Consider the following 20,568-nt stretch of genomic DNA (forward strand, 5'->3'; position numbering starts at 1 on the left):
GGTTTAACTAACCTCCATCACGGTGCACCACGGCGGGTGCGGGATTCTTGGGTTTCTTCCCGCGCCCGCCGGGGTCATTCGCTGAAGGACGACAAGAGGCGGTGGCTGAAAGGGCTGCCGCCTTTTTGCATTCCGGGTGGACCAACTTCTTGGCTCCAAGGTAGGAGAAGCGAATGAGATTCCACCTGTTCCGTTCGCGCGCCTTCTGGTTTGGCATGCCGGGACTGGTGTTTCTGCTTTGGGCTTGGGTGGATTCGGGAAAATACGACTCCACTCTGATCGCGGCGAAGGGTCAGCGCTTCGTCTCCGTCTCGCAGCAATTCGGCTATCTCCAGATTCAGGATTCGTTGTACGACAAGTTGCTGCCAACGGGCGTGACCCGAACACGTACCCCACGAGCCGATCCCAGCCCATCCTGGCTTCCGATGCCCGCGGAAAACGCAAGGATCCCCCGGTTCCGACATGACGAACTGCGCCCGGGATGGATCGGTGTCCGCTACAATACCGAACGCATGTCGAGCGACTTCCTGACTCTTCCCCACTGGTTCCTCCTTTCGCTCTATCTGCTTCCGTGGGCGGCGGTGGTGGCGTGGAGATGGCGGAGATTCCGCCGAGCTACCGAACGAATGGCCTCAATGCCAGCGGGGCCGCTGCCCTTGGACTGCTCCGGTTCTCCCGAGCTTTCGAGTGGAGGGTGAGGCGGTTTTCATTCGGCGGACTTGTCCTTTTCCCTTCCAGCAGTGGCGCGCTTCGGGCGTCATCGCGGCGGCATGGAAGCCGAAATCCAAGCATTGCTCGACCGTATCGAACGCCAGCATGGCGTGACGATTCCCTACGCCTGCGAATCCGGCAGCCGTGCCTGGGGCTTCGCGTCGCCGGACAGCGATTATGACATCCGCTTCATCTTCGTGCGGGCGGAGAAGACCTACCTGTCCGTGCTGGATGGCAATGAATCCATCGACCTTCCGCTGGAAGGCGAACTGGATGCCGGCGGCTGGGACGCGCGCAAGGCAGCGCGGCTGTTAGGAAAGTCGAATGGCGCGCTGGTGGAATGGCTTCACTCGCCCGTGGTCTATCGCTGCGAGCCGGGCTTCCGGGAGCGCTGGCAAAGTACGGCGCGCGCCGTATTTTCGCCCCGCGCCTCCCGCGACCACTATCATGGACTGGCGAAGCAGATGCTATTCGGAAAGCTGGAAGGCGAGCAGGTCCGCGCGAAGGACTACCTCTACGCCCTGCGCTCCATCCTCTGCGCCCGGTGGATTGCCGATGGAAACGGCATCCCACCGGTGGCTTTCGCCGAACTGGTTCCAAGTGCACCGGAAGAGATCCGGGCGCTAATTCCCGGCCTGCTGGAGCACAAGGCACGCACGGCAGAGAGCGAGCGCATGGCACGCCTGCCGGTGCTCGACGAATTCCTCGCCGCCTCGCTGGCGGAACAAATCGAGATCCCGGCGCTCACGGTCAATGCTGAGCCGCTCGATGCCTTGCTGCGTACCGAGATTCGCAGGCCATCGCAGGTGCTCAAGCCCGTGGACTTCACTCTCGATCGCGTCCGCCAGCATAATGTGCTGCTGCTCGATACGGTCGCCGGGAGCCATGCCTATGGCACCGCCATCGCTGGCTCGGACGAAGACCGCCGAGGTGTTTTCGCGGTGCCGCGCTCGTTCTTATTTGGACTCGATGAGATCGAGCAGGTCGCGGATGAGCGCAACGACCAAGTCTATTACGAGCTGGGTCACTTTGTGGCGCTGCTGTTGAAGAACAATCCGAATGCGCTCGAACTGCTGGCGATGCCGGACGACTGCATCCGCCACCGGCATGCGCTATTCGAGCGATTGAAGCCGGAGATCTTCCTCTCGAAACTCTGCGCCAAGACTTTCGGCGAATACGCCATGGGCCAGATCCGCAAGGCGCGCGGACTGAACAAGAAGATCGTGAATCCCGAGCCGGAACAGCGGCGGGCGATGCTGGAGTTTTGCCATGTGCCGGAAGGCCAAGGCAGCACGCCAGTGCTTGATTGGCTCGCCGCGCGCGGCATCTCCCCGCGCGAATGCGGGCTCACTGCGGTGCAGCACGCGGCCGGAATGTTCGCGATCTACCATGACCCTCGTGGCGAGGAGCGCGGGATCGTTTCACCCAAGGATCCCGACACGCTCATCTTCAGCAGCGTGCCGAAAGAGGCCATCCCCTTGGCGTGGATGCACTTCAACCGCGATGCCTTCCAAGCCCACTGCAAGGCTCATCGCGAGTATTGGGAATGGGTCGGCCAGCGCAATGAGGAGCGCTATGCGACCAATGCCAGCCATGGCCGCGGGTATGATTCCAAGAACCTGATGCACACGCTGCGGCTGCTCGACATGGCGGGGGAGATCGCGACGGAGGGCGCGCTGCGAGTGCGCAGGCCGAACCGGGAGTATCTGCTGCGGGTGCGCACGGGTGAATTTGCTTACGAGGATCTTGTGGCTAAGGCGGAAGAGCAGCTTGTCGAAGTGCAGGCTGCCTTTGAGAGAAGTCCCCTGCCGGAACAGCCGGATCGGGATGTAGTGAATGGATTGCTGGTGGAGATCCGGGAAAGTTTCCAAGCCTGAGAGTCTGCAGCCGATCGCGCATGGTATTTCCCCGGCACTTCGTGCCGGGCTTTTATGAGTGGTCCCCGTTGGGACCGGGAAGAGCAGGCAAGACTCGGACTGCCATCTTGCTTTGCTCTCCCGAAAATGGGATAGTCTCCCATGCCAGGCTACCATCCGGGACTGAAGACCTTCTTTCTTCCGCTCCGCGAGGGACACGTCACCTTGCGAGAGGGCATGGAACGGCTCATGGCCATCGGCAATCCCCAAGGGGACGTGCCGTGGATCGTGAGGATCATGGAGAACCCCGCCTTCGATGTGCCGCCGCTGTCGCTCTTTCGCGGGCGGGTTACGCTGGAGCAGCACGACTACATCCACCTGCTGCTGGGTCGCGGGACCACGTTGATGGACGAGGCGTTCATCATCGGCTTCACGATGGGCTCGACGAAGCGGATGCGCACTTCGGCCACCGAGTTCTTCGGGCAGGTCGCGAGCCGCTTTTATCCGAAAGCCTATCGTTTTCCACCCACGGCGCACCGGGTGTTTCACGATGCGGTGCATCTCGCGGCGATCTCCGATTGCCAGCCGCTGGACCGGGTCGATTTCACGCCGCTGATGGACTACCCGCTGCGCGAGGTGAGACGACGGGTGGGCCTGGAGGAAAGCTTGCTACAGGCCTACTACGAGCTGGAAGCAAAGCGGAATCCGCGGATCGCGGCGTGCCGGAGATTGGTGGAGGGAGTGACGGCGGCGTAAGTGAATTAAGGAGTGTCGACATCCTGTCGACACGGCGTGGACAGAATGTCCACGCTCCTTATTTGCGCTTCATCGGAGCCTCGATGATCCCCTCTTCCGTCTCTTGCTTGAGGCGGAGCTGGCCGCAGGCGGCGTCGATGTCGTGGCCTTTTTCCAAGCGCAGGGTGGCGGAGACGCCGGCGTTTTTCAGGATGTCGCGGAAGGCGCGGCACTGATGCTCGGACGGCCGCTTCCAATCGAGGCCTTCGACGGTGTTGTAGGGGATTAGGTTCACCTTCGCCTTCAGGCGGCGCGCGTGAGTGGCGAGGATGCGCGCCTGTTCGAGGTCGTCGTTGACGCCCTCGATGAGGATGTACTCCAGCGTGAGGTGCTGCTTCTTGCGGGAGTTCCAGTAGTCGAGCGCATCGAAGAGTTCGGCGGTGCCCCACTTCTTGTTCACCGGCATGATCTGGCCGCGGACGTCATCGGTCGCACCGTGCAGGGAGATCGCGAGACGGATCTGCTGCGGGTGCTCAGCGAGCTGGCGGATCTGCGGGACGAGGCCGGAGGTAGAAATCGTAAGGTGCCGTGCGCCGAGATACAGGCCCCACGGCGAGGTGATGGTCGTGATGGCGGCGAGCAGGTTATCGAGATTCGCGAGCGGCTCACCCATGCCCATGAAGACGAGATTGTCGACGCGTTCACCGGAGAGGAGTTCTGCCATGAGCACTTGGCCGGCGATTTCCGAGGGCTCCAGATTGCGCGAGAAGCCAGCGAGGCCGGAGGCGCAGAACTTACAGCCATAGGCGCAGCCGACCTGTGAGGAGACGCACAGCGTCCGGCGGTCCGACTTCTCGCCGTAAAGAGCGGGGTTTGCCGGGATCAACACGCTTTCAACGTAGCGGCCGTCGTGGAGCTTGAAGAGGAACTTGCGGGTGGTGTCCGCGCTGCCCTGGGTGTGCGTGTGATCCAGCGAGTGGAGTCGGAAGCCTGAGCCGAGTTTCTCCCGCAAGGCGGCGGGGAGATTGCTCATGGCATCCACCGAGGGAGCCTTTTTTTTCCAGATCCAATCGAGAATCTGCCCGGCGCGGAACGCAGGCTGGCCTTCGGCGGCCAAGTAGGCCTCCAGGGCGGCGGGATCGTAACCAGTGAGCGCAGGGAGCACGGCGGGAGCATGCTTGGCGGGAGGCGTCGCGTCCAATCCGATTAGGCGCAGAAAGGCATGCGACCGGGTGCTCGCGCATCCAAAAATCACCACACATCGTCATTTATCTTCACAAAATATGCTACTTTAGGCCAATTCATTCGTTATTACTCCACCGTGCCGATGAAATTCCAGTGCCCCGCCTGTGCCCGCGTGTACGAACTCGAGCCCGCTCAGTTTCCCGCGAAGGCGAGGTGCGAGGGTTGCGGCACGAAAAGTTTGATCGAGGAAACCGGGGAAATCCGGGTCATCGAATCTCCTCCCGCGGCGGCCGTTCCGCAGGCAGTGGCAGTGCCAACACCCGCACCGCGGATGATCGTCAGCTCTGGCAAAAAGAGCGGGCCGTCCTGGGGTGGAGTGGCGGCAGCGCTGGTGGTCTTTGGCGGCGGTGTGGTCGCTTTTTCTCCGGGCGTGAGGAGCCGGGTGTTTGGCGCGGACACGACCAGCAAGGAGACCCTGAAGAGCCTCGAAAAGGCCGCCAAGGCACCGGCTGCGAAAGAGGAGACCGCTGCTCCTGCCGAAACCAAAGTGGCTGCCAAGACCCAGCCCACTGCTCCGGTCGCAGCCGCCACGGAACCCGCTGCACCTTCTCCTATCGCCGCCGATCCGGCTCCTTTGCCACCGGCCGCGCCAGCCGCACCGGCGGAAGCCACACCTGCCCCACCGGAAACCGCAGCGACGCTGGAGAGTGCCTCCCCGGAAATCGCCCGCGCTTTCCAGACGACCCTCGAACGAATTTCGGCCGCGCCTGACAAGGTGGAGGACGAAGCCCGCCTTCTCCTACGCGGACTCTTTGCCAAGTCGAACGGCAAGACCCGTGCCGCTGATCTCGCGAAGGATCACCCGGAGCTGTTGCTCGGCCTGCTGGGTGACTTGTGGGCACGGGTCGAAGAAGCTGCTGGTGCGCGGCTTCCGGCGGTGACGCGGATCTCCATTCGTTCCCGTTCCGCGAACAAGGCTACCGATCTGACGGAAACCTACGTGAAGCTCCTGTCGCCGGAGAAGGCCGGCGAAGCGGCGGGAGCGGACAAGCTCTCCGCCATCGCCCGCTCGCCGGAGCTGGGCAAGCTGCTGCAGCATTTCACCGAGGCCGAGGATAGCGGGACGATCGACAATGCCCTCACGCTCGGCCGCATGGTTCATGCCCTCCGCCAAGGGAAGGTTCCCTTGGCCGATGCGCCGGCAGCCGTCGCGCAAGCGGCTGACCCCGACAGCTTGCCGGACGTGAAGAAGTCCGTGGACCTGGCTGACTTCAAGGACGTCCGCGAGCTGGTCCGCTGGGCGCATGGGTTCAATCCCTCCGCGAAGGCCAAGGTGAAGGTGCCCACCGGTTCGGAGGCAGAGCAGATCCTCGCCCGCGTGAAGGCCTATCTGGCACTGCCACCGGAAGCGCTGCTAGCGCACCCGGGCGCGGCGGAGTTTCCCGGCGCGGTGCCGGCGAATGCACCGCGGGTGGAGAAGCAGGTATCGATTGACCTGAACATGCCGCGCTGGCAGGCGACCGGACTCTATGCGCCTCCGGGCGGAGCGATCACGGTGGCCGTACCTGCCCCGCTGCGGAAGCTAGGCCTCAAGCTCCGCATCGGCGCGGACACGGACAATATTCTCAAGACGAGCGGTGAGGAAGAGAACAACCTCAGCCGCTTTCCCATGATCTCACGAGAGATCGCACTCGACGATGCGCGCGTGACGGCCGGCAATCCCTTCGGTGGCGCGATCTACATCGATGTGCCCTTCGGCAACAATGGCGGTGCCTTCCAAGTGCCTGCCCACGGCTGGACCATCCGGCCGTTCGATAAAATGCCTTCTCCCGAAGTGAAGGCGCTATCCATCGCCGGTGGCGTGGAGATGGCATGGTGGCGCGCCGGCATGACGCCCTCCGCATGGCACGATGAGCTCAAGAAGCCCGCGCCGTGGGCGGAGCTCGAGCTCGGCATGCTTCACACGTCCGTGCCGCGTGATAGCGCCGCCGAGGTTCGCAATCCCGCGGAGCTTGCTGCGTTTTGGGATCAGGTGATGGATGCGCAGTGGAAGTTCGCCGGCTATCCCGGCTACCGCTACATCCCGATGCGCGTGAGCTTCGACCGCCAGATCAGCGCGGGCTTCATGCACTCCGGCTATCCGATCATGGTCCATGTCCCGGAGGTGAAGGAGGTGCTCGATTTGAAGAAGCTCCAGACCGAGGGAAGCTGGGGGCTCTATCACGAGATCGGCCACAATCACCAGCCGGTCTGCATCACGCCGAGTGGCTTCACGGAGTCGACGGTGAATCTCTTCACGCTGGCCACGCTGAAGGCAACGATTCCGAAACGGGATCCGATCGCTGGCCACGACGCGCTATCGGATGCCAAGGGGCTGCTGAAAAAGCGCCAGGCCGGAGAAGAGGACGCTTGGATCAATCTTTCGCTGTTCCTGCCGCTGATCGACGAGTTCGGCTACGAAAGCATCACGCGCACGCTGACCGGCTACTGGACTGACGCTCGCAAGGACAGCAGTGCCATCAATCTCTCGAACGAAGAGCGCCAGGACCAATGGACTCTCCGCTTCGGCGAGACGGTGCAGAGGGACGTGAGCGAGTATTTCGAAAGCGTACGCTACAAGGTGTCGCCTGCCACGAAGAAGAAACTGTCCAAGTACCCGGTCTGGAAGCCGTAACGACGCTGGATGATTGATCAGCTCACGGTCCACTGCCCGGCACTGATCGTCGGGCGAGCCCATGCGTCCTCCTCCTTCTTTCGGTCCGGAGCGATCTCCTGCGGGGACTTCCCGCGCCACTTCGATTCCATGCCGCGGATCGTGAAGGTCCCGCCAGCGGGATCGATCTCCAGCACGGTGTAGAGCGGACCATCGTAGTTGGCGCTCATGGTGAGAATGGGGAATTTCTTGGCGAGCTCGGGGTCCACCGAATCGTTTCTAACACCTCCCATATAGTAGTAGGATGCCGAGTTGATGTGGGTGTAAGGGATGCCATTGATCACGCGGCTGTGGTCGATGTGCCAGTGGCCATTGAAGCAGCCCGCGACCTTGCGCTTGCCGTCTTGGGTCTTGGCAGCTTCCAGGATGGTACGGACCTCCTCTTGATTCGTGATGCAGTCCGGGCGTTCGAGGCTCTGGTGCAAAAACACGAAGGTATTCAGGCGAGTGTTTTCGAGGTCCTTGTGAAGCCACTCGAGTTGATCCGCGGCGATGGACCTCGGATAGCCGCCCTTCCAATCCTTCGGCCGGTCGTTCGCATCGAGCACGATGAAGTGATAGCCGCCGAGGTCGAAGGAATCGTAGCGCTGCTTCATCCCCCAGAAGGCCATCGTTTGCTCACGCCTGAAGCCGCCGTCGGTGTCGTGGTTTCCCAGCACATGATAGCGAGGACCGCGGAAGCCATTGAAGATGTCGAGGAAGCCTTGGTTCGCGGGCTTGGGCGTGCAGAAGTCGCCGAGCTGCATGATCGCATCGACCGACTCCTTGTTCATGAGATCGATGAAGGAGCGGAGTCGCTCGTCGGCATCGGGAACGAGGTCCTTGTGGATGTCCGTGATGAGGCCGATGCGGATCTTTTTCGCTCCCGCACCAGCGGCCTCAAGCGGAAGGGCAAAGGCTGAGGCGGCAAGGACCGAGTTCTTGAGAAGTTTGCGGCGGGTGACCATGAAGCATCGAACGTTCATGGACGTCTCTTCCTTGCCGACATTTTCGTCGTCTCTGGGGGCGAAATCGCCACCGACTCACCGGGCAGGATACTTCAGCTCCGGTGCCTTGCCTTTCCAACACGGGGCGGAGAGATCGAAGAGGGTTTTAGCGGCATTGATCATCACCAAGCCGTTGTCCTGTCGAATAGTCATGCTTTTCGCGCTGCCATCCATGAAGACAATGACCGCGTGTCCATCAAACGGCTTCTGATCAAATTGGAGGGTCCCGGGAATCAACGGTGCCACCAGCAGCGGCGTGTCGGCAGGAGCATCCGCCGGGAGATTGGCAACGTAGGCGAAGCCAACCTCCCCCTTCGCGAACGCCTGCTCCAAAGGTGAAATCACATTGTCCGGACGGTGGGTAGGCAGGGCGGGATAGCGGCAATAGCCAATCTTTTCGGAAGCGGCTCCCCCGGCGAGCAGCAGGCGGAAATAGTCATTCGAAGTCGTCAGCGAAAATGGGGCGATGCCTTTTTCCGCGGCGACCTTCTTCATTGTCTCCTCGTTCGGGAACGAGCCGTAGCGCTCCTGATGATCCAACAAGGCGAGGAAGATCTGCTTTGCATTGTTGATGGCTTCCCGACGATCCCCCGCCTTCCGCCCAGGGGGTTTGGGGATAACAGGCGCTGAAAGGAGCATCAACAAACCAATCACGATAGCGATTCCGAAGACGTTGAAGAGCGTTCCTTTCATAGCCGATTGCAAGTGTCATCCTTGCATGAAGCTGCGGCGAAACCACTTTGAGATTCGCATGAATACGACAACGGGCCGGCTCCTTGGAAAGAGACGGCCCGTGCAGGGAAGGCTAGGAGGAGGGAAGCTTGTTGCTCCTCAACCGCGGTTGCTGCGATCCTCGTAGTTGAGGCCCTTGGACGCCCGCTTGCGGGCGTTGGCATCAAGGATACGCTTGCGAAGACGGATATTTTGCGGGGTGGCTTCGACGAGTTCGTCGGCGTCGATGTATTCGATCGCGCGCTCGAGCGAGAAGCGGATGGCCGGGGTGAGCTTGGAGGTCTTGTCCTTGCCGGAGGAGCGCATGTTATCGAGGTGCTTCTCCTTCACCGGGTTCACCGGCAGGTCGCCGACGCGCGGGTTTTCACCGACCAGCATGCCTTCGTAGACGGCATCACCGGGAGCGACGAAGAGGACGCCGCGCTCCTCGAGCATCTGTAGCGAGTAGGGCGTGGCGGCACCGGAATCCATCGAGACCAGCGTGCCGGTCGTGCGGTTCTGGATTTCGCCGGCGTGCGGGCCGTATTCCTTGAAAAGGTGGCTCATGATGCCGTGGCCGGAGGTCAGGTTGACCAGCTCGGTTTCGAAGCCGATGAGGCCACGGGTCGGGATGCTCGCCTGGATGAAGACGCGGCCGCTGGCCTCGGTGTCCATGTGCTCCATCATGCCCTTGCGGTTCATGAGGATCTTGAGGATGCCCTGGGTGTAGTCGCCGGGGGCCTCGACGTAGAGGGTCTCGAAGGGCTCGAGGATCTTGCCGTGGTCATCCTTGCGGAAGATCACGACCGGGCGGGAGACGAGGACTTCGAAGCCTTCGCGGCGCATCTGCTCGACCAGCACCGCGATCTGCATCGCGCCACGGGCGGAAACGTTGAAGACGCCGGAGGTATCGGTGTCTTCCACGGTGATGGAAATGTTCGTCTTCAGCTCGCGCATCAGGCGGTCGCGGATGGCGCGCGAGGTGACGTGCTTGCCTTCCTTGCCGGCGAGCGGGCCGTCATTGATGGAGAACTGCATCGACACGGTCGGCGGGTCGATCGCGACGAAGGGCAGCGGTTGCTGGTCCGCCGAGCCGGCGATGGTTTCGCCGATGTTCACGTTCTCAATGCCCGCGGCGATGCCGACGATGCCGCCGGCGCCACAGCCTTCCGAGTCGGTGGTGGCGAGACCAGAGTAGCTGAAGGTCTTCATCACCTTCGACTGCTGCTTGGTGCCATCTTCGCGGAGCAGCCAGACGGTGTCACCTTTCTTGACGCTGCCACCGAGGACCTTGCCGACAGCGACGCGGCCGACGTAGTCGTCCCACTCGATGTTCGAGACGAGCATGAGGAAAGGAGCTTCCGGATCGGCCTTCGGCGCCGGGATGTGCTCGATGATCTTCTTGAGGAGCGGCACGCAGTCCTTCCGCTCATCATCCGGGTGATCCATGAAGTAGCCGTCACGGGCGGAGCCGTAGCTGAAGGGAGCATTGAACTGCTCGTCATCGGCATCGAGGTCGAGAAGGAGTTCGAGGACCTGATCGTGAACCTTGAGCGGGGTGGCCAGCGGACGGTCGATCTTGTTGACGACGACGATCGGCTTAAGGCCTTCCTGCATCGCCTTGCGGAGCACGAAGCGGGTCTGGGCCTGCGGGCCGCCGGAAGCATCAACGACGAGAAGAACGCCATCGACCATCTTCATCACGCGCTCCACCTCGGCACCGAAGTCGGCGTGGCCTGGGGTATCGACGATATTGATGGTGTAACCTTCCCAGTGAATGGAAGTGTTCTTGGCCTTGATGGTAATGCCCTTTTCCTTTTCCAGGTCCATCGAGTCCATTGCGCGCTCCTGCTGCGCCTGGTTGTCGCGATAGGTACCGCCGGCTTGAAGGAGCTGGTCAACGAGGGTGGTCTTCCCGTGGTCAACGTGGGCGATAATGGCGAGATTGCGGATCTTGAGTGACATGGCGGCGCGGGTGCCCAGGCGGCGGGCGGGGCGGGGCTATGGACGCTTTTCCCCCGCTTGGCAAGGGGTAAGCACGTGGCGTTCCTGCCACCGAGCGCTGGAAATCATCGCGTAATGCCCGAATTCAGGTCGGCCAGGCCTTCATCGCCTGCTCGGCGACGCCCTTCAGCTCGCCCCCGGTCGCGCGGCTGGCGGCCTGCACCGCCAACCCCTGAATCACTGTCGAAAGGTAGCGGGCCAGCCGTTTCGTGTCCACGTCGGCACCGAATTCCCCCTCCGCTTTCGCCCTCGCAAACCGGTCTTCAATCGATCGCAAGGTTTCGCAACGCACGGTCACGAGTTCCTGCTTCACCGGCGTCGCTTCGTCGCCGCAGACGAGCGCGCTCTGGATGGAGAGGCATCCGCAGGGGTTCTCCGGATCGCTCAAAACGTTCACCGCCCCCGCCAGCAGTTTCTCGGCGGCCTCTCGCGCCGTCGGGGCTTCCAGCGCCAGTGCCACGTAGGATGCCGGGCCTTCGCAGTAGCGAATGAGTGCCTTGCGGAACAGCGCTTCCTTGTTCCCAAAGGCCGCATAGAGGCTGGGGCGGTTGATTCCCATCGCCTCCGTCAGGTCAGCCATCGAGGCCCCCTCGTAGCCCTTCTCCCAAAAGACGCGCAGCGCCCGGTCGAGCGCCACATCGGCGTCGAAGGCTCGCGGGCGGCCAATTGCCGGAGGGGTTTCACCGGGTTTCATACCTGCCGGTAAAAAATGCCGCTTGACCCCGGTTTGTCCAGCGGATACATCTATACCGTTCGTTACAGAACACCCTCGATCAGCAGAGGAACAGAACCATGAAAACCATCGAACTCAACAATGACACCTTCGATGCCGCGCTAGCCGGCACCGACCAGCCCGTGCTTGTAGACTTCTGGGCCGAATGGTGCGGCCCGTGTAAAATGATCGGCCCGGTGGTCGAATCGATCGCAGCCGAGCAGGATGGCAAAGCCCTCGTCGCGAAAGTCGACGTGGATGCCGCCCCCGAACTCGCCCGGCGTTTCGGCATCAAGGCGATCCCCACCCTGATCGTCTTCAAGAACGGCGAACCCGTGAATGTCTTCCGCGGCGTGCAGGACAAGGCCGTCCTTCTGGCCGCGCTGGCCGCCTGATTGCTTCTCCGGAGCGTGGTCCCTCCCCGCAAGGGTCGGGTGCCACGCTCCTTTCATTATCCATCATGACGGATTCATCCCGAGGCGGACGTTCGATCCTGCCCATTGTTCTCCTTTCCGCCGCCGGGTTCACGGTGCTGACCACCGAGTTCGTGATCGTCGGCCTGCTACCGGCGATGGCGCGCGACCTCGGCGTCAGCGTGTCCAGCGCGGGATTGCTGGTGACCTTGTTCGCTTTCACTGTGGCCGTGGTCGGTCCGCCGCTCACGGCTTCGTTTTCACGCTTCGAGAGGAAGCGGCTTTTCGTCACCACGTTGCTGCTGTTCGCCTTGTCGAACCTCCTCGCGGCGACCGCGCCGAACTTCGGCCTGATGGCCTTCGCCCGGTTCATCCCCGCGGTGATGCTTCCGGTCTTCTGGGCGCTCGCCAGCGAAACCGCGGTGGCCATCACCGGTCCCGAGCGCGCGGGCAAAGCGATCTCGATGGTCTCCTTCGGCATCGTCGCCGCCACGATCTTCGGCATTCCCATCGGCACCTTGATCGGCGATGCCTTCGGCTGGCGCGTCGCCTTTGGCTCCTTGGCGGGGCTAGCCCTGCTCAAGGCGGCCCTGCTGTTTTTCTTCCTTCCCGTGATTCAGGGAAAAAGGGAGTCCGCCTCGGTCGCCTCGCAAATGGGCATCCTACGCGACCCGGTCATTGCCGGTCACGTCCTTCTCTCCCTGCTCGTGTTTGCCGGGATGTTCACGGCCTACACCTACCTCGCCGATATCCTCGAGCGCCTCGGTGGCTTCGATGGCGCAACGGTCGGATGGATTCTGATGGGCTTCGGCGGTGTCGGCATGATTGGCAACTGGCTCGGCGGGCGTCTGGTTGACCGCAGCCCGCTCGGAGCTTCCGTGATTTTCTGCGCGCCGATCGCCATCGCCATGATCGCGGTGGTCCCGGTGGTTCATTCCTATGGCGTGCTCGCCATCGTCCTCGCGATCTGGGGTATCGCGCAGGCTGCGCTTTTCACCGTCTCCCACGTCCGCGTGATGAAGTCCGCTTCCGCCAACGCGGCGCTCGGGGCGTCCCTGAATATCTCGGGCGCGAACATGGGCATCGGCCTGGGTGCGATCGTCGGAGGACGTGTGATCGATGGCTTCGGACTCCAGCATGTCGGCTGGGCTGCGGCAGGAGTCATCGGGCTTTCGATCGCCGCCGCCTTCGTGCTGATGACGGCGCGGTCGTCCTCTGTTGGGGATCCCTGCCCCGAAGCAGAGTGACCCTACGCCAGCGCGTCCAGCCTACGAAGCACTTCAGAAAACGACGGACGTAGGGTAGGTTCTGCCGAGAGGCAGCGTTCCTGCAATCCCCTCATCGCGACGGATTCCGAATCGCAGCGATCTAACAATTCTTCCAGAAGGCAGCCGAACGAGCGGATCTCGATGTTCTCCAGTCCGGCGAGGCCCGAGTAGAATGACGCCGCGCCGAAATCCCCCAGCAGGCAATCGCCCGCCGTATTCCTCAGCATGTTGTGCGCGTAAAGGTCGCCGTGCATGATCCCTTTCGCGTGCAAGGCTGCCGCCACGGAGGCGATGCCACGCGCGATGCGCAGGACGGCGGCCAACGGGATGACAGTTCCCGGTGGATAGACATCACGGGTGCAGCTCTCGAAACTCGGAGGCCCGGCGAGGCTTGAGAATTCCGATCCGATCAATTCCATTACCAGTCCCTGCGCCTGCTCCGGATGGCCGGCGATCTTTCCCAGGATCGGTATCACATGGGGATGCCTCCCCGCCGCGAGGCAAGCGGCCATTTCACTGGCGGGAAGACCGTCGCTGGTCATCGCTCCTTTGAAAATTTTCACCGCCACCGGTCTTCTTTCCGAAATCAGCGATGCTTGGTGAATGACGCCCGAAGCACCTTCGCCGAGCTTTTCGTGTAGCTGCAAATCCGTCCAATCGATCACAGCCTCCGCGCCGGACTCTTCACGGCAAAAGGGATTCCCCGAAAACGCCAGCCACGCCAATCGAGGAAGTTTGAGCAGCCACTCCGGCAACGAGCGGAAGCGGTTCGAGGCGAGCCGGACCAGTTCGAGGTTGGTGCAGGCCGCCATTTCCTCCGGAAGGTTTTCCAGCCGGTTGCCCGCCAGCATTAGCTTCTGGAGCGGCAGGCAGTTCCCGACGGAAGCGGGCAGCCGGTCGATGCGATTGTCCGTGAGGATCAGCCAGCGCAGGGATGGTGGCAGCGCCTCCACACGCCCGACGCGGTTCGACTTGAAGGCGATCATCGACAATTCCGCGCACTCCGCGATGACCGGCGGCACGTGATCGAAGTCGTTCTCCGAGCAGAAGAGGATCCGCAGTTTCTTCAGCCGAGGTAGGTCAGCGGGAAGGTCAGAAAGCCGGTTGCCGGAGAGATTCAGGATCTCCAGCGAATCGGCGAGGTCGAAGATCTCGCGCGGGAACTCCGTGAGCCCGCAGCAGAGGTCGAGCCGGGTGGCACCGGTGAGCTTGCCGGAACGAAGAAGAGTGAGCGTATCGGCCGACATCTTGACTCGGAATACCCACAGTTGGGCGGACGCATTCCTCCCCACGATTCAACCATCAGCAAGCAGGAAGTCGAAAGCGGCCGTGACTGTCCGATCAAGCGGTGGGAAACGCGCCAATAGCCCGGATTCCCTCGTCAGAAACCCGATAAACTTCAGTCGAGATGGGATAAGGTGCCTGATTGTATTCGCGGACCACCACTTTACCCACCTTCCCGACGAAGTCCGAGTGCCGGGCATCCCACAAGTAGATGAAATCACGGTCAGGAACGACCGCGAGAAGCGGCCAGCCCAGCTTGGCGCCGACTACCTCGCGAAGATTCGGGGCGAGCAGGAGTGCCGCCTTGAAAGGCAGCGAAGTGCTCAGGAATCCAAGGTGAACGCCATCGATCTCATTGCATTCGATGGTCGCTTCTTCCAAGGCGCGGCTAAGATTCTCGAAAGCACGATTCGCGGCAAGGAATTGGTCCATGCTCAACGTTTCCAGCATTTCTCCGGATACCCAAGTGATCTGACTACCGTCAGGCGACAAATGCACGAGAACCCGGTCCACGCAGTCACTGATCGGAAATCGAATCTCAGCGGGCTCTTCGTAATCGTTTGGCTCCAGACACCAGTAGAGCCCATCGGCGGAAATCGAATCATCGGAAGCCTCCAATGAGCTTAAAATTGTATCCACAAAGCGAGGGACTCTGCCTGCATCCCCGTCACTCGCCACACCCCGCTCCAAATTGTCCAAATGGACGAGGCAGCGACCTTCGGCAGCGTCAATCACGTAGCCATTGGATTCAGCATCCACGGAGAAGCGCAGCCCTCTTCGGGTCAGCTCACCCTCAAATAGCGTTCGAACATCCATGATGGTCAGTGGCGTCTATCTCAACTCATTCATCGGATCGCTACAAAGACGCCGCGGAATCCGAGGCAGACCTGGCCCTCTTGCTCGATGGTTACCTCCAGAGTGATGCGCGCCTTGCCAGCCTTCGAGAAAGTCGAGCGGAAGGCCGAAAGCTTGGCTTCCACCGGCCTTTTGCAGATCGCCCGCAGCGTGCTCCGCACCGGGTACCGGTAGTCGAGTTCGCTGCGACGGATCACCACGTGGGCATCGCGATCATCAAGCGCGTGCCAGAGGCAGGCATAGCCAGTGAGCGTTGCAAGCGCGGCGAGGCTTCCGCCGAACGCGGTGCCGAGGTGGTTGTGATTCGGCTCCAGCGGTGCGGTGAGGATGAAGGCCTCCCCTTCCGACGACTCGACCCGCACGCCCATGGCTTGGGCGAGCGGGATCTTCTCGTGCAGGAAGGCCTCGATCTCCGCGGGGCTCATCACTCGTCGAGTTCGCGGATGCGCTCCACATGGCGACCGCCTTCGAAGTCGGTGGTCAGGAAAGCATCGACGATGGCGATGGCGGTGCGCAGGTCGATGACCCGCTCGCCGAGGGAAAGGACGTTGGCGTCATTGTGCTGACGACCGAGCTTGGCGGTTTCCACGCTCCAGCATAGGGCGCAGCGGACGCCCTTGATCCGGTTCGCCGCCATGGCCTCGCCATTGCCGGAGCCGCCGAGCACGATGCCGCGGTCGTAGGTTCCAGCCGCCACGCCCTCGGCGACCTCACGGATAAAGGGAACGTAAGAGACCGGGGCTTCCGAGTCGGTGCCGACATCGATCACGGTGATGTCTTTGGCGCGGAGCTGGGCGATGATTTCCCGCTTGTAGGTGAAGCCGGCGTGGTCGGATCCGATGGCGATTTTCATGGGTAGGACAGCAGTACACGGGCGTGCCGCTTCCTCACGGGCGGCGACTCCCGATCCCCTAACAATGCATCCTTACCCCGGCTTGCCAAGCCGCCATCCGTACATAGGCCGCACCGGCACCTCCGTCAGATCACATGTCCCCCCCGGGCCAGAGGTTAAAGACGGTAGGTGTCGGTGCTGATGGAACCATGCCTTAACATGAGCCCGCCGTCCATCCGACCACGGCCCGATTTACTTGGCTAAATGCCCGGACAACCCTGTAAGGGTCAGCCCCTACCCCCTACTCATTGGGATGGTCCCGCCGCCACGCAATCGCCTGGCGCAGAAGCTCCGAAGCGTCTTTCAGCTCCAGCTTTTCCTTGATGCGAGTCCGGTAGGTTTCAACCGTCTTCACATCGAGGCCCAGCTGCTCGGCGATCTGCCGGGTGCCGAAACCTTCGCCGACCAGGCCGAAAACCTGCAGCTCGCGATCGGAAAGAACGTCGAGCGAGCGCACCGCTCCCTTGGTCTTTCCCAGCATGCGGGACAGGATCTCGGCGGACAGCTCTTCGCTGAGGAAAACCTTGCCCGCCATGACCTGGCGGATGGCGTCGAGGATCTTGCGGGTGGCCTCCTGCTTGGTGATGTAACCGTGGGCGCCGGCGCGGATCACCCGCTCGGCGTAGAGGTTTTCATCCTGCATCGAGAGCACCAGGATCAGCAGCTCCGGATACATCACGCGCAGGTCCTTGATCAGATCGAGGCCGTTCGAGCGCTTGAGGGTCAGATCGACAATGGCGAGCCGCGGCTTCTCCCGCTCGACCACCTCCAGCGCGCCAGCGCGATCCTCAGCCTCGCCGCAAATGGACAGGTCGGGCTCGCGATTGATCACTTCCGCGAGGCGCTCGCGGACCATCGGATGATCGTCCACGAGGACGATGCGGGCCTGGTCGTTTGCAGTGGAAGTCATCAGCCGATTGTTGACGGGGGAGATGAAACACAACGAACGAGGGTGCCACCATCTTTTCCCGAAGAGATATTCATTTCCGCACCGATCGTTCGCGCCCGGTAGTCCATGGTATGAAGGCCCATGCCTCCGCCACGGCTGCTGTTGCCGATGCCGTGGCCATCGTCCTCCACCATCAGGTCGAAGTCGCCGCCATTGCTTGAGAAGCGAATCATGATCATCGAGGCGGAAGCATGCTTGACCGCGTTGCTCAGCGCTTCCTGGGCAATGCGGTAGAGGTGAATGGCATAGGCCTTGTCGAGACTTGATGGCTTTCCAGAGACCTCGGCGATGCAGCGGATGCCGGTGTGCTTCGAGGTGCTGCGGGCGAGATCGCGCAGCGCCGTCTCGAGTCCCTCCTCCTCCAGCGGCACCGGATGAAGGCCTTTCGCAATGTCCCGCGCCTGGCCGATCGACTCGTCGATCGATTTCGCGATCCGCTCCGCCTGAACAGCCTCGGGCGCTGCCTTGTCCTCCAGGCTACGCTGGAGCAGTGCGGCGGAAAAGGCGGTCGCCACCAGCTGCTGGCAAAGGCCATCGTGCAGATCCTGGCCGATGCGCGCCTGCTCGGATTCCCGTGCGTCGAGGATGCGGCGCTCCAGTTTCAAACGCTCCTTCACCTCGTCTTCCAGCCGCGCGGTGCGGTCGTGAACGCGAGCCTCTAGGGTCTCATTGAGCTTTCTCAGCGAAATCACCAGCCATACCGGAACCATCAGCACCCCAAACCGCAGCATGACATTCCAGTAAGGCACATACACCGGAACCTCAGGCCCCGAGGTCACCAGGTCCGCATACAAGGAGACCCACGTGGCCACGATGGAGAACACGATGCTGGTGCGGGCGCTGGCATGACGAGTCACCAGAAGGATCGGCAGCATGTAGAAAAACGCGCTGCCGAGCTGCGGCTCGATCCGCATATCGACCGCCCCGATGGCCGCGACCACCAGGGACCCGATCAGCACCACCTGCCACGGCTTGGAGGGAAGAGTCACTGCGCGCCGCTTTCCGCTGTTTCCGTGGACCACCATTTCGAGAGACAGGCACCCGCGATGTCCGGAATCGCGAGGCCGGATTCGGAGTAGTGCGAGCTGTCATTGAAAAGCATCAATCGTGCCCGCACCGGGTCCTTGAAATCGACGATATTCAGCGCGGCGGGATCTTGATCGAGATTGTCCCGGTAGCGCCGGGGATCGAAGCCGAGCAGCGAGCTGAGCAGGAGCCGGATCGTCGCCTTGTGGGACACGACGATCACTGGCTTGCCCTGATGGTTCTTCACGATATCGAGCAGCGCGGGCAAGGCACGCGCGGTGACTTCCAAGCCGGTCTCGCCGCCGGGTGGTGCGTAGGTGAAGGGGTCGCGGTCCCATGCGGTGACTTCCTCGGGGTAGGCCTGCTCGACTTCCCTGCGGGTCAGCTGCTCCCAGTGACCGTGGGAGATTTCCTTCAGGCCATCGCGCGCGACCACTTTCGAACCGTGAGGCGCAGCGAGGATGCTCGCCGTTTCCATCGTGCGTCCCAGCGGCGAGGCATAGACGGCATCGACCGGGATCAAGCTCAGGCGTTCGGCAAGGCGGCGGACTTGCGTCCTGCCCTCATCGGAGAGCTCGACGTCGGTCGATCCGGCGAAGCGGTCCTCGGCAGTGAGGACCGTGGCCCCGTGGCGGATCAGGAAAATGCGGGTGATGGACATGCCCCATCAGGGGACGCGATCAAGCGCCCTTGTTCCAGCCGGAAATCCGTTCACTCAGCCATGCAATCTCCTCCGGGAAGACCGTGTGGTCGTAGCCGCGGAAGATCTGCTTGGTGAGCGCCGCATTCGAGCGGGAGAGAATGCCTGCGCTTTCCTCGACGAACGGCAAAGGGATGTGCGGGTCGTGGTCGGCGCAGGCGAGCAGCACTGGCGTTTGCAACAGATCCGTTGGCTTCCGCGCAATCCCCTGCGGTCCGATCAAGGCGCTGCTCATTCCGGCGACAAGGCCGTAGCGCCGCGGATTGCGGTGGGCATACTCCAGCGCGAGACAGCCGCCTTGAGAAAAGCCGGCGATGCCGATGCGTTCATCCGGGATACCGGCCGCGCGCGCTTCGTTCACGAGCTGATCCACCAGCGCAAGCCCGCTGGAAAGCCATGGCTCGTTTTCCTCCAGCGGCACGAAGAAGCGCTGCGGATACCACGTGAACTGGGTGGCCTGGGGCGCGAGGATCGCAAGATCCTGCGCAGGCAAATAGTCCGCGACGCCAGCGATGTCATGGGCATCGGCACCGCGGCCGTGGATCAGGATCAATACACCAGTGGCATCCGCGAGGGCCTTGCCGCGGCGCAAAGTATGGGAAACATCGTGGATGCTCATGACAAGGAAGCGGCGGATTGGAGCGGAGGAAGGATTTGTTCGATGCGGGCGCGCAGGTGCTCGTGCTGTTTCGGCAGCTTGAGGCCAGTGCCGAGTGAAGCGGGTGCCTCATCGACGGCGAAGCCGGGATTCTCGGTCGCGATCTCGAAGAGAATGCCGCCCTTTTCGCGATAGTAGATCGAGTGGAAGTAGTCGCGATCCATCACCGGCGAGACCTGGTAACCGGACTTGATCAGCTCGTCCTGCTTCTTCAGCTCGGTTTCATCGTCCGGCACACTCCACGCAATGTGATGGATGGTTCCCGAGCCACCGGTCCCACGTGGGCCGGAGCTCTGGATGACATCGGCATAGCGGCCCGAGCCACCGGGTCCGGCTTCGAAGCGGGCACGATCGCCCTCGCGCTTCACCAAGCGGAAGCCCATCTCGATCGACAGCAATCCTTCCGTCAGAGCGGGAAAGGCCACGGTCAGCTCGGCCGTGTGCAGTCCGCGCAAGGCGTGCTCTGCAGGAATGCCTGCGCCCGTCCAGCCGCTGCGGCTGTCATTCGCCACGGCCACGATTTCGACGGGGATCTTGTCGGGATCAACGAAGGCCAGCACTTCTTCACCGAAGCGGTTCTTGCGCTCCACGGCGACACCACGCTTCTCAAGCCTTTCTTGCCAATAGCCGAGTGAGCCTTCCGGCGCGGAGAAGACTAGCGCCGTGGTTTGGCCGCTGCCGACACGACCGCGGGCATCGTGGCCGGGCCAATAGAAGAAGGTCACGATGCTGCCGGGCGTGCCGTTTTCATCGCCGTAGTAAAGATGGTAGGCGGAGGGGTCGTCGAAATTGACGGTCTTTTTCACCATCCGCAGGCCGAGCAAGCCGGCGTAGAAGTCGATGTTCCGCTGCGGGTCGCTCGCGATCGCGGTGACGTGATGGATGCCTGTGATTTCCGGTTTCATGATCG

At 62.2% G+C, this 20,568-nt stretch carries 20 protein-coding genes; 6 read left to right on the plus strand and 14 right to left on the minus strand.

Annotated features, from left to right (window positions below):
- Window positions 1-173: 173 nt before the first annotated feature.
- The 3 genes from WKV53_RS04755 (at window position 174) to WKV53_RS04765 (ending at window position 3,323) form a co-directional block, all read left to right on the plus strand.
- Complete coding sequence (locus WKV53_RS04755) at window positions 174-698, plus strand: hypothetical protein (protein WP_341403205.1); 525 nt, start codon at window positions 174-176, stop codon at window positions 696-698.
- A gap of 72 nt (window positions 699-770) precedes the next feature.
- On the plus strand, window positions 771-2,588 hold the full coding sequence (locus WKV53_RS04760; protein WP_341403206.1) for a DNA polymerase beta superfamily protein: 1,818 nt from the start codon (window positions 771-773) through the stop codon (window positions 2,586-2,588).
- Window positions 2,589-2,729: 141 nt separating this feature from the next.
- Window positions 2,730-3,323 carry a hypothetical protein gene (locus WKV53_RS04765; protein WP_341403207.1) on the plus strand — a complete coding sequence of 198 codons (594 nt, stop codon included), beginning with the start codon at window positions 2,730-2,732 and terminating at the stop codon, window positions 3,321-3,323.
- A gap of 58 nt (window positions 3,324-3,381) precedes the next feature.
- Here the strand turns inward: WKV53_RS04765 and rlmN are convergent, their stop codons facing one another.
- A complete protein-coding gene (rlmN, locus tag WKV53_RS04770; protein WP_341403208.1) occupies window positions 3,382-4,467 on the minus strand; it encodes a dual-specificity RNA methyltransferase RlmN in 1,086 nt (361 codons plus the stop codon).
- A gap of 351 nt (window positions 4,468-4,818) precedes the next feature.
- Between rlmN and WKV53_RS04775 the strand changes: the two genes are divergently transcribed.
- On the plus strand, window positions 4,819-7,161 hold the full coding sequence (locus WKV53_RS04775) for a M60 family metallopeptidase (protein WP_341403209.1): 2,343 nt from the start codon (window positions 4,819-4,821) through the stop codon (window positions 7,159-7,161).
- 17 nt (window positions 7,162-7,178) lie between these two features.
- On the opposite strand, the gene WKV53_RS04780 is transcribed toward WKV53_RS04775, so the two are convergent.
- The 4 genes from WKV53_RS04780 to WKV53_RS04795 form a co-directional block, all read right to left on the minus strand.
- Window positions 7,179-8,165 carry a metallophosphoesterase family protein gene (locus WKV53_RS04780; RefSeq protein ID WP_341403210.1) on the minus strand — a complete coding sequence of 329 codons (987 nt, stop codon included), beginning with the start codon at window positions 8,163-8,165 and terminating at the stop codon, window positions 7,179-7,181.
- A 57-nt stretch (window positions 8,166-8,222) separates the two neighbouring features.
- Entirely contained in the window at window positions 8,223-8,879 is a 657-nt protein-coding gene (locus tag WKV53_RS04785; protein ID WP_341403211.1) for a hypothetical protein, read from the minus strand.
- Between the two features lie 138 nt (window positions 8,880-9,017).
- The gene (typA, locus tag WKV53_RS04790) at window positions 9,018-10,862 is read right to left on the minus strand and encodes a translational GTPase TypA (RefSeq protein WP_341403212.1); all 1,845 of its coding nucleotides are present in this window, start codon (window positions 10,860-10,862) and stop codon (window positions 9,018-9,020) included.
- A 124-nt stretch (window positions 10,863-10,986) separates the two neighbouring features.
- Complete coding sequence (locus tag WKV53_RS04795) at window positions 10,987-11,595, minus strand: TetR/AcrR family transcriptional regulator (RefSeq protein ID WP_341403213.1); 609 nt, start codon at window positions 11,593-11,595, stop codon at window positions 10,987-10,989.
- 44 nt (window positions 11,596-11,639) lie between these two features.
- Between WKV53_RS04795 and trxA the strand changes: the two genes are divergently transcribed.
- Window positions 11,640-12,008 (plus strand): thioredoxin, encoded by a 369-nt coding sequence (trxA, locus tag WKV53_RS04800; RefSeq protein WP_341403267.1) that lies wholly within the window; start codon window positions 11,640-11,642, stop codon window positions 12,006-12,008.
- Between the two features lie 65 nt (window positions 12,009-12,073).
- Window positions 12,074-13,273 (plus strand): MFS transporter, encoded by a 1,200-nt coding sequence (locus WKV53_RS04805; RefSeq protein ID WP_341403214.1) that lies wholly within the window; start codon window positions 12,074-12,076, stop codon window positions 13,271-13,273.
- A gap of 2 nt (window positions 13,274-13,275) precedes the next feature.
- On the opposite strand, the gene WKV53_RS04810 is transcribed toward WKV53_RS04805, so the two are convergent.
- The 9 genes from WKV53_RS04810 to WKV53_RS04850 form a co-directional block, all read right to left on the minus strand.
- Window positions 13,276-14,541: a leucine-rich repeat-containing protein kinase family protein gene (locus WKV53_RS04810; RefSeq protein WP_341403215.1), complete on the minus strand. Its 1,266-nt coding sequence runs from the start codon at window positions 14,539-14,541 to the stop codon at window positions 13,276-13,278.
- Between the two features lie 94 nt (window positions 14,542-14,635).
- Window positions 14,636-15,394 (minus strand): DUF1444 domain-containing protein, encoded by a 759-nt coding sequence (locus tag WKV53_RS04815; RefSeq protein WP_341403216.1) that lies wholly within the window; start codon window positions 15,392-15,394, stop codon window positions 14,636-14,638.
- Between the two features lie 29 nt (window positions 15,395-15,423).
- Complete coding sequence (locus WKV53_RS04820) at window positions 15,424-15,858, minus strand: YiiD C-terminal domain-containing protein (RefSeq protein ID WP_341403217.1); 435 nt, start codon at window positions 15,856-15,858, stop codon at window positions 15,424-15,426.
- Window positions 15,858-16,286 (minus strand): ribose 5-phosphate isomerase B, encoded by a 429-nt coding sequence (gene rpiB, locus WKV53_RS04825; protein ID WP_341403218.1) that lies wholly within the window; start codon window positions 16,284-16,286, stop codon window positions 15,858-15,860. Before rpiB ends, WKV53_RS04820 begins: the two co-directional genes overlap by 1 nt.
- 280 nt (window positions 16,287-16,566) lie before the next feature.
- On the minus strand, window positions 16,567-17,235 hold the full coding sequence (locus WKV53_RS04830) for a response regulator (protein WP_341403219.1): 669 nt from the start codon (window positions 17,233-17,235) through the stop codon (window positions 16,567-16,569).
- On the minus strand, window positions 17,235-18,263 hold the full coding sequence (locus WKV53_RS04835) for a sensor histidine kinase (protein WP_341403220.1): 1,029 nt from the start codon (window positions 18,261-18,263) through the stop codon (window positions 17,235-17,237). Before WKV53_RS04835 ends, WKV53_RS04830 begins: the two co-directional genes overlap by 1 nt.
- Window positions 18,260-18,961: a histidine phosphatase family protein gene (locus tag WKV53_RS04840; protein ID WP_341403221.1), complete on the minus strand. Its 702-nt coding sequence runs from the start codon at window positions 18,959-18,961 to the stop codon at window positions 18,260-18,262. Before WKV53_RS04840 ends, WKV53_RS04835 begins: the two co-directional genes overlap by 4 nt.
- Before the next feature lie 19 nt (window positions 18,962-18,980).
- Window positions 18,981-19,619, minus strand: coding sequence for an alpha/beta hydrolase (locus WKV53_RS04845; protein ID WP_341403222.1), 639 nt, complete (start codon window positions 19,617-19,619; stop codon window positions 18,981-18,983).
- The gene (locus WKV53_RS04850; protein WP_341403223.1) at window positions 19,616-20,563 is read right to left on the minus strand and encodes a ring-cleaving dioxygenase; all 948 of its coding nucleotides are present in this window, start codon (window positions 20,561-20,563) and stop codon (window positions 19,616-19,618) included. The genes WKV53_RS04845 and WKV53_RS04850 overlap by 4 nt, the downstream gene beginning before the upstream one ends.
- Window positions 20,564-20,568 lie beyond the last annotated feature (5 nt).

The organism is Luteolibacter sp. Y139, from assembly GCF_038066715.1.
Lineage (GTDB): Bacteria > Verrucomicrobiota > Verrucomicrobiia > Verrucomicrobiales > Akkermansiaceae > Haloferula > Haloferula soli.